The organism is Microbispora sp. H11081 (assembly GCF_012999535.1).
Taxonomy (GTDB): Bacteria; Actinomycetota; Actinomycetes; order Streptosporangiales; family Streptosporangiaceae; genus Microbispora.
This window is the reverse complement of sequence record NZ_JABBWV010000015.1, coordinates 139,922-152,492: the sequence shown is the minus strand read 5'-3', so window position 1 is coordinate 152,492 and position 12,571 is coordinate 139,922. Positions and strand designations below refer to the sequence as shown.

Sequence of the window (12,571 nt, the reverse complement as noted above, 5' to 3'; positions counted from 1 at the left end):
CCCGGAGAAGGCGTCCCGATGCCAGCACCGGAGGCGGTCCGGCGCCGTCTCAGGCACGGCTCACTCGAAGTGCGGCGTGGGCAGAAGGCCGAGGCGCTCGCGGACCTGCTCCATCGTCTCGCGGGCTACCACGCGGGCGCGGGCGGCGCCCGCGGCCAGCAGGCGGTCGAGCTCGGCCTCGTCGGCGAGCAGCTTCTCCGTGCGCTCCCTGATCGGGGAGAACGTCTCGAGGACGGCCTCCGCGACCTCCTTCTTGAAAGCGCCGTACCCTTGCCCGGCGAACCGCGCCTCCAGCTCGGGAATCGGCGTGCCGGTCAGCGCGGACAGGATCCGCAGCAGGTTGGTGACGCCCGGCTTGTTCTCCTCGTCGGCGACGACCTCGCTGCCGGTGTCTGTCACCGCGCGCATGACCTTCTTGCGCAGGACGTTCGGCTCCTCCAGCACGTCGAGGATGCCCTGCGGGCTCGACGACGACTTGGACATCTTCGCGGTCGGGTCCTGGAGGTCGGTGATCTTCTCGACCTCCTTCAGGATGTACGGGCTCGGCACCTTGAACGTCTGGCCGTAGCGGCTGTTGAAGCGCTGCGCGAGGTCGCGGCTGAGCTCCAGGTGCTGCTTCTGGTCCACCCCGACCGGCACCTGGTCGGCCTGGTAGATCAGGATGTCGGCCGCCTGGAGGATGGGATAGGTGAACAGGCCGACGCTGGCCGCGCTCTCGCCGTACCGCGCGGACTTGTCCTTGAACTGGGTCATCCGCCCGGCCTCGCCCATGCCGGTCTGGCAGATCAGATACCAGGCGAGCTCGCTGTGCTCGCGCACCTGGCTCTGCGCGAAGACCGCGGCGCGCTCCGGGTCGAGCCCGGCGCCGAACAACTGGGCGGCGGCGACCCTGGTGCGCCGGCGCAGCTCCTCGGGCTTGGGGGTGACGGTCAGCGCGTGCAGGTCGGCGATGAAGAAGAAGGCCTCGTGGGTGTCCTGCAGCGCGACGTACTGACGGATGGCGCCGAGATAGTTGCCCAGGTGGAACGAGTCGGCGGTGGGCTGGATGCCGGACAGGACGCGCGCGAGAGCCATACGGCAATTCTGTCAGCAGTCGCGGGCTGCCCGCGACAGACGCCGCGCGGCGCTCCGCTCAGCCGGTCGCCTGCGGCGCCGGGTCCTCCGGGGAGTCGCGGGTGACGCGGACGCGGGAGACGCGGCGGCCGTCCATCTCGGTCACGGTCAGCCTGACGCCCGGCGCCTCGGCGACCTCGCCGCGCTGGGGCAGGTGGCCGAGGGCGGCCATGACGTAACCGCCCAGGGTCTCGTACGGCCCGGTGGGCAGCCGCACGCCCGTCTGCGCGTGGAACTCGTCCAGGTTGACCAGCCCCTCGACCTCGACGTCCCCGGCGATCATCCGTACGGCGTCGGCGCTCTCGTCGTACTCGTCGCGGATGTCGCCCACGAGTTCCTCGACCAGGTCCTCCAGCGTCACGATGCCGTCGGTGCCGCCGTACTCGTCCACGACGATGGCGAGGTGGTGGCCCTCGTCTCGCATCTCCGCGAGCGTGGCGAGGACCCGTTTGCTCGCGGGCACGAGCTTGACCGGGCGAATCGGCACGACCTCGCTGATCGGCTCCAGCCGCCCGGTGCGGACCGGGTCGAGCAGGTCGCGCACATGGACGAACCCGATGACGTCGTCGTAGGTGTCGCGGTAGACGGGGAACCGGGAGTGCGGCATGGCGGCGGCGAGCACGGCCGCCTCGGCGAGCGGGGTGTCCGCCGCCATGAACTCGACCTCGGTGCGGGGCAGCATGACCTCCCTGAGCTGCCGCTTGCCCGCCGCGAACACCTCGGCGATCACGTCGCGCTCGTCCTGGGTGAGGTCCGTGTGGCCCACCACCATGTCGCGCAGTTCCTCGGTGGTCATGGCCGCCCTGTCGGCGGACGGGTTGCCGCCGAGCAGCCGTACGACGCCGTTGGTCGACTTGGACAGCAGCCAGATCACCGGCCTCGACAGCGTCGCGATCCGGTCGAGCAGCGGGGCGCTCATGAGCGACAGGCTCTCCGCCCGCTGCCGGGCGAGCCGCTTGGGCGCCAGTTCGCCGAGCACCAGCGTGACGTACGAGATGGTCATGGTGACAACCACGAACGCGACGGGCGCGGCCACGCTCGCGCGCATGCCCCACGACTCGAGCACCGGGGCGAACCGCGGGCCCAGCGCGTCGGCGCCGAGCGCGGCCGACAGCACGGTCGCCACGGTCACCCCGACCTGGATGGCGGACAGGAAGCGGTTGGGGTCACGGGCGAGCTTCTGCACCCGCGCGCCGCGGCGTCCCTCGCGGCTCAGGCGGCGGATCTGGCTCTCCCGCAGCGAGACCATCGCCATCTCGGCCGCGGCGAAGAATCCGCCGATCAGGATGAACAGCAGGACCAGGGCGATGGTCACCGCGACGTTGCTCACGTCATAAGTCCGTTCGGGTGTCAGGCGTGCCAGGCCGGTCGTCGCGTCCCCCGTGACGCGCAGAGATTGCGGTACTGGTGGCATTTAACCCGCTCCCTATGGGAAGCGCGTAAGCTAGGCCAGGGACGTACATAATCCAACAAGAACAAACAGGAGCAAACGGTGAAGCTGCTGGTTACTGGTGGCGCCGGCTACATCGGCAGCGTCGTGGCGGCGCGACTCCTGGAAGAGGGACACCGGGTGACGGTGCTCGACGACCTGTCGACCGGGCACGCGGACGCGGTGCCGCCGGGCGCCTCGTTCGTGCAGGCGTCGATCACCGAGGCGGCCGGCGTGCTCGCCGACGGGTTCGACGCCGTGCTCCACTTCGCGGCGAAGTCGCTGGTGGGCGAGTCGGTCGAGCGGCCGGGGCTGTACTGGTCGCACAATCTCGGCGGCACGCTGGCGCTGCTCGACGCGATGCGGCAGACCGGGGTGGACCGGATCGTGTTCTCCTCCACCGCGGCCGTCTACGGCGAGCCGGAGCGCACGCCCATCGTCGAGACCGACCCCACCCGCCCCGGCAACCCGTACGGCGCGTCCAAACTCGCCGTGGACACCGCGCTCACCGCCTTCGCCGGGATGTACGGCCTCGGCGCGGTCAGCCTGCGCTACTTCAACGTCGCGGGAGCGTACGGCGAGTTCCGCGAGCGGCACACGGTCGAGACCCATCTGATCCCCAACGTCCTCAAGGTGGCGCTCGGGGAGCGCGAGTCGGTCGGCGTCTTCGGCGCCGACTACCCCACGCCCGACGGCACCTGCGTCCGGGACTACGTCCACGTCGCCGACCTCGCCCAGGCGCACCTGCTCGCCCTGGACGCCTGCGCCCCCGGCGAGCACCGGATCTACAACCTCGGCAGCGGCACGGGCTTCTCCGTCAAGGAGGTCGTGGAGGTCTGCCGCGAGGTGACCGGGCACTCCATCCCGACGACCGTCGGACCCCGCCGTCCCGGTGACCCTGCCATCCTGGTGGCGTCCTCGGAGAAGATCCAGCGGGAGCTGGGCTGGAAGCCGGTCCACCCGACGCTGCGGGACATGGTCGCCGACGCCTGGGCCGCCTGCGCGAAACCCGCCTGAGGCCCGTGCGGATCAGGTCCGCGCGAATCAGGCGCGGGATAAGGCGCGGGAATCAGGCGCGGCGCAGGGCCACGCGGACGCTCGCCTTGTTGTTGGCCGGCCGGCGGTCGCCGTAACGGCGTGAGTAGACGGTCGCCATCGTGGCCACGGCGTGGGAGGCCCGGGACGGCACCCGGAAGACCAGTTCCAGCAGCCCGCGCGACCCCGACCTGATCGGCGGCAGCGAACACCCCACGAACTGGCGGTTCCCCCGGCAGCGCCCGCCCCTCGCCGACTCCAGCCGGGCCTCGCGCGGCTGGAAGAACACGTAGGCGTCCCGTACGACGCGCGGCCCCCGGTTGTGCACCTCCGCCCGTACGGAGAACCAGTGGCCTGGACGGGTGAACCTGGTCGAGGAGCGGAACCGCATCGCCAGATCGGCCCCCTCGTCGACCTTGGTCACGGCCTCGGCCGTGTTGTCGGTCTCGTCCTGGTCGATCACCTCTGAGGTGAGGTCGGCCCGCGCCCGCAGCGGGCCGTGCGCGCCCGGCGCGACGACCCCCGTGATCGTCATGTCGCCCGAGCCGCCGGGCAGGACGTCGTCGGACGAGTGGCAGACGACCCGGTTGCGCGCCCCGCCGGGCTCGCACTCCGCCACGCCGACGTTGACGACCTGGAAGTCCTTGGGCAGCCGCACCCGCAGGGTCGGCAGCACGGCGTCCCCCGGGCCCTTGTTGTGCACGGTGACGCGGTAGGTGAGCGGCTGCCCCGGCTGCGCCACCCGCGGCGAGGCGGTGATGCCGACGTCGAGGTCGGCCGTGCCCCACTGATCCTTCACCGGCGCCGGCCGGGGCGTCTCCCCGGAGAAGGCGAGCACCGGTTGCGGCACACCGGCGACGAAAACACAGACCAACCCCGTGACGACCCTACGACCCACTGCCGCTCCCCCGAACGCTTGAGATCAATTCAACCGTGCCCGACGGGGCCCGCGCACCGTCCGACACGCCGCCGTACCGGAGTCACCGCCCGCCTCACACGGTGCTCAAGCCGCGACTCACGTCCTGTCGCGGCTCGGGCCCGCCGGTCCGCACGCCGCCCCGCGGCAGCAGCGCGAGCGCGAGGAGGGCGACGACCGCCCCCACGACCCCGAGCCAGGGCATGACGGTCGCGGTCGCGGCGGCGTGGGCCGCGGGCAGGCCGTGCGCCGGAGCCTCCCGCGTCACCACCGACGTGTACGCCGTGCCGGCGAGGGCCAGCGCTACCGAGCCGCCGATCTGCCGGAAGAAGGTCAGGTTGGCGCTGGCCGTGCCGATGTACCCGTACGGCACGGACGACTGGACCGCCACGGTGAGCCCGGACAGCATCGGCCCCATCCCGAGCCCGATCAGCGCCATCCACGCGACGAGCATCGGGGTCGGGGTGCCGACCGCGAGGTTCGCGCACAGCGCCGAGCCCGCGACCAGGAAGAACGGCGCTATCACCAGCCACGGCTTGTAGCGGCGCGTCCGCGAGATCAGCGCGCCGGTGACCGCGCTGCCCACGACCATCGCCAGCATCAGGGGGTAGATGTGCAGCCCGGAGGAGGTGGCGCTCAGGCCGTGCGCCTCCTGGAAGTAGCGCGGCAGGAAGACCACGCCGGCGTACATGCAGAACGCGGTGAAGAACGACGCGACGTTGACCAGCGAGTACGTGCGGTTCGCGAACAGGTGGAGCGGCACGATCGGCTCGGCGGCCCGCCGCTCGACGAGGACGAACACCGCGAGCAGCGCAAGAGACGCGCCGATCGGCCCCGCGACCGGCCCGCTCGTCCAGGTGTGGCCGTCGATCCCCTTCTCGGTCAGGCCGACGAGCAGCGCGCTGATCGCGGCGCTGAACACGGCGATGCCCAGGTAGTCGGGCCGTGCCCCGCCGTGTCCCGGCCGGTACGGCAGCCGCCACACGATGATGGCGACGAGGACGGCGCCGATGGGGACGTTCACGTAGAAGGCCCAGCGCCAGCTCGCGTGGTCGGTGAGAAGCCCGCCGAGGAACGGTCCCGCGATGTAGCTCAACGCCATCACGCCGCCGAGCGCGCCCTGCACCCGCCCGCTGCGCTCCGGCGGGAACAGGTCCATCACCAGCGCCAGCGACAGCGGCAGCAGCGCGCCCGCGCCGAGCCCCTGCACGCCGCGGAAGGCGATGAGCTGCTCCATGCTCTGCGCCGCCCCGGACAGGATCGAGCCGAGCAGGAACAGGACCACCCCGATCAGCAGGAGCGGCTTGCGCCCGTACGCGTCGGACAGCCGGCCGTAGAGCGGGACGGTGACGGTCGAGGTGAGGAGATAGGCGGTCACGACCCAGGTGTAGAGGCCGCTGCCGCCCATCTCGGCGGTGATCGCCGGCAGCGCGGTGCCGACGATCGTCTGGTCGAGCATCGCCAGGAACATGCCGCCGAGCACGGCGAACAACAGGAGTCCGTCTCTGGATCGCATATGTCGAAAGTGACATGTAAGTTCTTACATGTCAATCCAGATATAGAGTGGAGGCATGTCCCTGCGCATGGCTCTTCTCGGTCTTCTGACGGCATACGGCCCGGCGAGCGGCTACGACCTGGCCAAGTCGTTCGAAAGATCGGTGGCCCACGTCTGGCAGGCCGGGCACAGCCAGATCTATCCCGAGCTGGCCAAGATGACCGCGGACGGGCTCGTGACGGTCGAGGCGGAGGGCGCCCGGGGACGCAAGATCTACGCGATCACCCCCGAGGGCGGCGCCGAGTTGCGCGCCTGGCTGATCTCGCACGACCCCACGGGTCCGGCGCGCAACGAGGTCGCGCTCCAGGCGTTCCTGCTCCCGCTGCTCGATCCCGGTGAGGCGCTGGCCGTCCTGGAGCGGCTGAGGGCGTACACGGAGCGCAAACTGGCCGAGTTGGAGGCCCTCCACGCGGTCAAGCACGCGTCGCCGGTCCCCGAGGGGGCGACCACCGGCGTCAGGTTCGGCAACCTCGCCCTGGACCTCGGCATCCGGCAGACCCGCACGACCCTCGCGTGGGCGAACGACACGATCGCCGCGATCGGGCGCCGGGCCTGACCTCCTCCGCGCCGGCCGGAGGGCTCAGCCGCAGGCGAGGGCGCGCGGCGCGTCCCGCTCGGTGTCGAAGTCGACGTTGCCGAAGTGCTTGCGCAGCAGGGCCTTCATCGTGCCGTCGTCGTACATGCGGCCGATCGCGTCCGTCACGGCCTCGCAGGTGCGCACGTCCTTCCTCGGCAGGCCGACGGCGTAGCGCTGGTCGGTCAGCCGCAGGCCGAGCACCGACAGCTTCAGGCTCGCCACCCGGTTGGCGAAGCCCGCGATGATCAGGTCGTCGCCGGGGACCGCGTCGACCTCGCCCCTGGTCAGCAGGTTCATGCACTCGGCGTAGTCGCCCACCGGCACCTGCTCGACCTCCACCTTGTCCGCGACGAGCCGGGCGACGCCGCCGCCGCTGGGCGAGCACATCCGGCGTCCGGCCAGGTCCTCGAGCTTCTTGATGCGCGAACCAGAAAGCACGAGCACGTCGGCGTGCGCCGCGTAGTACGGCCCGGCGAACGTGACGGAGTCGCCCCGGTTGTCGTCGTAGGAGTAGGTCGCCACGACCATGTCCACGCTGCCGTCGGCCAGCGCCCGCACCCGGTCGCCGACGCCCAGCCTGCGGAACGTGATCCCCGTCGCGGGCACCTTGAGGCTCTTGGCGATCAACGTGGCGACGTCCACGTCGAAACCGCGGAAACCGTCGCCCTGCTGCAGGGCGACCCCGGGCACGTCTCCCCGCACCCCGATCGTCAGCCGTCTGGTCTTCAGCGCCTTGTCGTACACCGAGGCGTACGTCGTGCTGGGCCGGGGGGATCGCGGCGCGACGGTGGCGTCGCCCGAGCCGCTCTCCGAGGGCGTTTCGCCGAACCCGAGACCTGTCTTGCCGACCAGGAACGTGCCCACGGCGGCCACGACGGCGATCACGGCCGCGATCGCGCCGAAGAGGGGGCCCTTCCGGCGGCGCCGCCCCGGCCCGGACCCGACCGGCATGCCTGGCCCGGCGGGTCTCGGGTCGCTGAGCCTCGGGTCGGTGGGCCTCGGGTCGGTGGGGCCGGACGACGGGGAGAACGCCGGGGACGCCCCGGCCGGCGCGCCGGGCCCCGTGGGCCCCGCGTTCCCGGTGGGCCCTGCGGTCCCCGTCCAAGGTCCGGCGCCGGTCCACGTGGCGTTCCCGGCGGGCGCGCCGCCTCCGGTCCGTCCGCCGCCGGACGTCAGAGGGCCCGTGGCGGTCGCCCCGACGCGTCCCTGCCCCGTGTGTGCGAACCGCGCGGCCTCGGGGTCCGCCGCGTGCGCGGCCCCCTCCGACAGCACGACCGCCGACGCGTCGCCGGACTCCGCGCGGCCCAGCAGGCTGAGCAGGATCCGGTCGGCCGTGGGCCGCTCGTCAGGCGACTTGCGCAGGCACGCCCTGACCACGCCGCCGAGCGGCTCCGGCAGCATGCCGGTGTCGATGTCGTGGTTGAGGATGCGGTTGAGCACGACCGCGATCGAGGTCCCGCCGAACACGACGTCCCCCGTCGCGGCGTACGCGATCGTGGCGGCCCAGGAGAACACGTCGGCAGGCGGCCCGACCAGCCCGCCGGAGATCTGCTCCGGCGCCATGTACGCCGGCGTGCCGATCGCCCGGCTGGTGATCGTGGCGGTCGAGTCGAGGATCCTGGCGATGCCGAAGTCCACCACCCGGGGGCCGTCCACGGCCAGCAGCACGTTGTCCGGCTTGAAGTCGCGGTGGACGATGCCCGCCTGGTGGATCGCGGTGAGCGCGGTGGCGGTGCCGACCGCCAGGCGCTCCAGAGCGCGACCGGTCAGCGGCCCGTCCGCGTCGACGGTCTCGCGCAGCGACCGACCGTCGATGAACTCGCTCGCGATGTACGGCGTGTCGCCCTCCAGGTCGGCCGCGAGCACCCGGGCGGTGCAGAAACTCGCCACGCGCTGGGCGGCGCGCAACTCCCGGGCGAAGCGGGACCTGGCGGTGGCGTCACCGGAGAACTTGACGTGCAGCAGCTTGACCGCCGCCCGCTCGCCTGCCTGGTCCTGGCCGTGGTAGACCACGCCCTGCCCGCCCTCGCCGAGACGGCCCGACAGCACGAAGGGACCGAGCCTGGTCGGATCCCCCGGTTGTAGCGGCGCGATCTGCGGCATCCCCGTTCCCCACGATTCTGCAAAGTACCGGCCACCAAAACTTTACGGCCCCGGCACCGCTGTTCCGCGGCCCGAGACCGCGCCGTGACGTCCGGAGGTCGTGACGGAGCGGCGAGCGGTCCGCCCCGCGGCAACGGGAAAGGGGCCGCCCGGAACCACTCCGGACGGCCCCCGCCGATGAAGGGGTGTTACTGGCCCATCTTCTTCTTGAGGTTCTCGTCGAGCGCCGCGAGGAAGTCCTGCGTGGTCAGCCACTCGGCGTCGCCGCCGACCAGGAGCGCGAGGTCCTTGGTCATCTGGCCGCCCTCGACGGTCTCGACGCAGACCTGCTCCAGCTTCTCGGCGAAGTCGATGACCTCGGGCTGGTTGTCGAGCTTGCCCCGGTGCTGCAGGCCGCGGGTCCACGCGAAGATCGAGGCGATCGGGTTGGTGGAGGTCGGCTTGCCCTGCTGGTGCTGGCGGTAGTGCCGGGTCACCGTGCCGTGCGCCGCCTCGGCCTCGACGGTGCGGCCGTCGGGGGTCATCAGCACGCTGGTCATGAGGCCGAGCGAGCCGAAGCCCTGCGCCACCGTGTCCGACTGGACGTCACCGTCGTAGTTCTTGCACGCCCACACGTACCCGCCCTCCCACTTCAGGGAGGCGGCCACCATGTCGTCGATCAGGCGGTGCTCGTAGGTGATCCCGGCGGCCTCGAAGTCGGCCTTGAACTCGGTCTCGTAGACCTCGGCGAAGATGTCCTTGAACCGGCCGTCGTACGCCTTGAGGATCGTGTTCTTGGTCGACAGGTAGACCGGGTAGCCGCGGTTGAGGCCGTACCGCATCGAGGCGCGGGCGAAGTCGCGGATCGACTCGTCCAGGTTGTACATCGCCAGGGCGACGCCGGAGCCGGGGAAGTCGAAGACGTTGAGCTCGATCGGCTCGCTGCCGTCCTTCGGCGTGAAGGTCAGCGTCAGCGTGCCCTCACCGGGGATCTTCAGGTCGGTCGCGCGGTACTGGTCGCCGAAGGCGTGACGGCCGACGACGATCGGCTTGGTCCAGCCCGGCACGAGCCGCGGGATGTTCGACATGATGATCGGCTCGCGGAAGATGACGCCGCCGAGGATGTTGCGGATGGTCCCGTTGGGGGACTTCCACATCTTCTTCAGGCCGAACTCCTCGACCCTGGCCTCGTCCGGCGTGATGGTCGCGCACTTCACGCCCACGCCGTACTGCTTGATGGCGTTGGCGGCGTCGATCGTCACCTGGTCGTCGGTGGCGTCGCGGTGCTCAATGCCGAGGTCGTAGTACTTCAGGTCGACGTCGAGGTAGGGAAGGATCAGCTGGTCCTTGATGAACTGCCAGATGATCCGGGTCATCTCGTCGCCGTCGAGCTCGACGACTGGGCCCGCTACCTTGATCTTGGGCATGCGTGGGGTTCCCCTTCTGAATTAACTGGCCAGCACGTCCTTTTTGAGGCTCACTGGCCGTTGAGGCTATCGGACGGGTGTGGTAAGTCCGCGACGAGGTCGTGTCCCTACGAGTCGTGCAGCCGCAGCAGCATGAGCAGCGAGCCGGTGACGAGCGCCGCGCCGAACACCGCAAGCGTGAGCGCGTCCATCCGCCTGCTGCGCACCGCGAGCGCGCCCGCCCGCCGTGCGGAGACCGTCACCCGGATCAGGGATCCGAAGAGAAAGCCGAACCCCATGATCGCACCACCCGCGGTCACCGGCACACCCAGGCCGATCGCGGCCAGCCCCGCGGCGGCGGGCGCCGCCACCAGCAGGTACGGCCCCCAGGCCGTGCTCTCCCTCGTTCTCACTTCTCTCCCATGCCTGCCGCCGATGTCCTCGGCGCGTTCCTCCCGCCGGTCTCGTCCGTCACCGCGCTGTCACCGCTCGTCGATGGGCGCCCACTTGAGGTCGCGCTCGCCGATGTACTCGCTGTCCGGCCGGATCAGCCGGTTGTCGGCGTGCTGCTCGATCACGTGGGCGGTCCACCCGGCCATCCGGCTGACCGAGAACACAGGCGTGAACAGGTCCGTCGGAATGCCGAGATAGTGGTAGACGGTCGCCGCGTAGAAGTCCACGTTCGGATACAGGCGCTTCTCCGCGAAGACGACCTCCTCCATCTCCCGCGACATGCGGTAATAGGTGTCGTCGCCCGAGGCCTCGGCCAGTTCCTGCGACATCTTCCGCAGGTGCGTCGCCCGGGGGTCCTCGGTCTTGTAGACGCGGTGCCCGAATCCCATGATCTTCTCGCCCGCCGCCAGCCTGTCCCTTACGGCCTGCGCGACGCCGCTCGGGTCCAGCGCTTCCAGCGTACGCATGACCTGCTCGTTCGCGCCCCCGTGGAGGGGGCCTTTGAGCGTGCCGATGGCGGCGACGATCGCCGAGTGCATGTCGGACAGCGTCGCGGCGCACACGCGGGCGGCGAACGTCGAGGCGTTCATCGTGTGGTCGGCGTGCAGCACCAGGCAGGTGTCGAAGATCTCGGCCTCGCGCCGCTCGGGACGGCGGCCGGTGATCTGCAGCAGGAAGTTCGCGGCCGTGCTCAGCTCGGGATCCGGGTCGGGGATGTCCGCTCCCGTCCTGGCCGCGTGGTAGCGGGCGACAAGGACCGGCTGCTGGGCCGTGAGCCTGGCGGCCTTGCGGCGGTTGGCGTCGCCGGCGTTGGAATCCTTGTCAGGGTCGTCGGCGCTGCCCAGCGAGACCAGCGTGCGCAGCGCCTCCATGGGCGCCTGTTTCGCCGCGATTTCGGAGACGTTGCTCTCGGCGAGCGCGCCCAGGGTGCGACCCGCGGCCAGTTCCGCGCCGTAGCCGGCGAGTTGCTCGCGGGTCGGCAGCGTGCCGCACTGGAGCAGGTGGGCCACCTCTTCGAAGGTCGCGCGCCCGGCCAGGTCGTGGATGTCGTATCCCCGGTAGAAGAGACGACCGGCCTTGCCGTCGATGTCGCTGATCGCGGTGGACGCGGCGACGACATCGGCGAGGCCTTTGGTGGGCTTGTCCGCCATGGGTGTTTCCTCCGCTTATCTCCGTGCGAAGTCTACCCGTGAGCAGGTAAAGCACCCCCCAAAGGTCCAGACCAAATTCGCGATTGATTCTGCTCGCGGCAAAGGCGATTCCCCATCGCCACGGGTGGGTAAGCCGCAGCTATAGGGAAAGTAACGGCGGGCTACCTGGGGAGGAACTGCCGTGGAGGGGCCGTTCATACGGATCGAGGACAGCGGCGAGGTGGTGCCGCTGCGCCCCGACGTCACCACGATCGGCCGAGGCCGGGGCGTGGACATCCGGCTGACGGATCCGAGCGTGTCACGGCTGCACGCCGAATTCGTCCGTCGCGGGCCCTACCTGTACGTCGTGGACCTGGGCCTGTCCCGCAACGGCACCCGGGTGAACGGCAGGCCGATCGCCAGGAGGGTGCTGGACGACGGCGACGTCGTCTCCTTCGGGGCCGCCCGGGCCCGGGTCGGCGGGATCCCGCGGGAGGACCTCGCCCCCGAGGTCGAGCTGCGCCGCGCCGCCGCGCCGGAGCTGACCCGCCGGGAGGTCGACGTGCTCACGTCGCTCTGCCGCCCCGCGCTGTCCGACGAGGCGTTCGTCGCGCCCGCGACGGCCCGGGAGATCGCCGACGACCTCGTGGTGACCGAGGCCGCGGTCAAGCAGCACCTGCTGCGGCTGTACCAGAAGTTCCGCATCCCGGAGGGCACCAACCGGCGCACCCGGCTCGCCAACGAGGTCGTCGCCCTCGGCCTGGTGCGGCCCACGCCGGTCGTGCCACCGCAGCGGACCGGCGGGCCGGCCGAGCCGGAACCGCAGCCACAGCCACGGACCCCCGCGGGCCGCCGGGCGTCCTGAGGCCTCGCCC

At 71.1% G+C, this 12,571-nt stretch carries 11 protein-coding genes; 3 read left to right on the top strand and 8 right to left on the bottom strand.

The genetic code is table 11. From position 1 onward, the window contains the following. Positions 1–60: 60 nt before the first annotated feature. Both trpS and HHX31_RS28645 read right to left on the bottom strand, forming a co-directional pair. Positions 61–1,074, bottom strand: coding sequence for a tryptophan--tRNA ligase (gene trpS / locus HHX31_RS28650; protein ID WP_169952001.1), 1,014 nt, complete (start codon positions 1,072–1,074; stop codon positions 61–63). A gap of 58 nt (positions 1,075–1,132) precedes the next feature. Continuing rightward, complete coding sequence (locus HHX31_RS28645; RefSeq protein ID WP_169951999.1) at positions 1,133–2,443, bottom strand: hemolysin family protein; 1,311 nt, start codon at positions 2,441–2,443, stop codon at positions 1,133–1,135. A gap of 162 nt (positions 2,444–2,605) precedes the next feature. On the opposite strand from HHX31_RS28645, the gene galE reads away from it, so the two are divergent. Further along, positions 2,606–3,559: a UDP-glucose 4-epimerase GalE gene (gene galE / locus HHX31_RS28640; RefSeq protein WP_169951997.1), complete on the top strand. Its 954-nt coding sequence runs from the start codon at positions 2,606–2,608 to the stop codon at positions 3,557–3,559. 52 nt (positions 3,560–3,611) lie between these two features. Here the strand turns inward: galE and HHX31_RS28635 are convergent, their stop codons facing one another. Together HHX31_RS28635 and HHX31_RS28630 are read right to left on the bottom strand one after the other, a co-directional pair. After that, a complete protein-coding gene (locus HHX31_RS28635; RefSeq protein WP_169951995.1) occupies positions 3,612–4,427 on the bottom strand; it encodes a CARDB domain-containing protein in 816 nt (271 codons plus the stop codon). Between the two features lie 142 nt (positions 4,428–4,569). After that, positions 4,570–6,009 (bottom strand): MDR family MFS transporter, encoded by a 1,440-nt coding sequence (locus HHX31_RS28630; RefSeq protein WP_169951993.1) that lies wholly within the window; start codon positions 6,007–6,009, stop codon positions 4,570–4,572. Positions 6,010–6,064: 55 nt separating this feature from the next. Here HHX31_RS28630 and HHX31_RS28625 point away from each other — a divergent pair, with 55 nt between their 5' ends. Beyond that, positions 6,065–6,604, top strand: coding sequence for a PadR family transcriptional regulator (locus HHX31_RS28625; RefSeq protein ID WP_169951991.1), 540 nt, complete (start codon positions 6,065–6,067; stop codon positions 6,602–6,604). Between the two features lie 24 nt (positions 6,605–6,628). Here HHX31_RS28625 and HHX31_RS28620 read toward each other — a convergent pair whose 3' ends face one another. The 4 genes from HHX31_RS28620 to HHX31_RS28605 all read right to left on the bottom strand — a co-directional run bounded on the left by HHX31_RS28620 (position 6,629) and on the right by HHX31_RS28605 (position 11,717). After that, complete coding sequence (locus tag HHX31_RS28620; RefSeq protein ID WP_169951989.1) at positions 6,629–8,728, bottom strand: serine/threonine-protein kinase; 2,100 nt, start codon at positions 8,726–8,728, stop codon at positions 6,629–6,631. Between the two features lie 188 nt (positions 8,729–8,916). After that, positions 8,917–10,134, bottom strand: coding sequence for an NADP-dependent isocitrate dehydrogenase (locus HHX31_RS28615; protein WP_169951987.1), 1,218 nt, complete (start codon positions 10,132–10,134; stop codon positions 8,917–8,919). Positions 10,135–10,241: 107 nt separating this feature from the next. After that, positions 10,242–10,526: a DUF3017 domain-containing protein gene (locus HHX31_RS28610; RefSeq protein ID WP_169951986.1), complete on the bottom strand. Its 285-nt coding sequence runs from the start codon at positions 10,524–10,526 to the stop codon at positions 10,242–10,244. 69 nt (positions 10,527–10,595) lie between these two features. Continuing rightward, positions 10,596–11,717 (bottom strand): citrate/2-methylcitrate synthase, encoded by a 1,122-nt coding sequence (locus HHX31_RS28605; RefSeq protein WP_169951984.1) that lies wholly within the window; start codon positions 11,715–11,717, stop codon positions 10,596–10,598. A 181-nt stretch (positions 11,718–11,898) separates the two neighbouring features. Here HHX31_RS28605 and HHX31_RS28600 point away from each other — a divergent pair, with 181 nt between their 5' ends. Continuing rightward, positions 11,899–12,561 (top strand): FHA domain-containing protein, encoded by a 663-nt coding sequence (locus HHX31_RS28600; protein ID WP_169951982.1) that lies wholly within the window; start codon positions 11,899–11,901, stop codon positions 12,559–12,561. The last annotated feature ends 10 nt before the right edge of the window (positions 12,562–12,571 follow it).

What these genes read in the sequence shown, in the direction of transcription:
- HHX31_RS28620 (WP_169951989.1), bottom strand. Translation starts at nt 8,728, where the DNA reads ATGCCGCAGATCGCGCCGCTACAACCGGGGGATCCGACCAGGCTCGGT.
- trpS (WP_169952001.1), bottom strand. Translation starts at nt 1,074, where the DNA reads ATGGCTCTCGCGCGCGTCCTGTCCGGCATCCAGCCCACCGCCGACTCG.
- HHX31_RS28625 (WP_169951991.1), top strand. Translation starts at nt 6,065, where the DNA reads ATGTCCCTGCGCATGGCTCTTCTCGGTCTTCTGACGGCATACGGCCCG.
- HHX31_RS28615 (WP_169951987.1), bottom strand. Translation starts at nt 10,134, where the DNA reads ATGCCCAAGATCAAGGTAGCGGGCCCAGTCGTCGAGCTCGACGGCGAC.
- HHX31_RS28605 (WP_169951984.1), bottom strand. Translation starts at nt 11,717, where the DNA reads ATGGCGGACAAGCCCACCAAAGGCCTCGCCGATGTCGTCGCCGCGTCC.
- HHX31_RS28630 (WP_169951993.1), bottom strand. Translation starts at nt 6,009, where the DNA reads ATGCGATCCAGAGACGGACTCCTGTTGTTCGCCGTGCTCGGCGGCATG.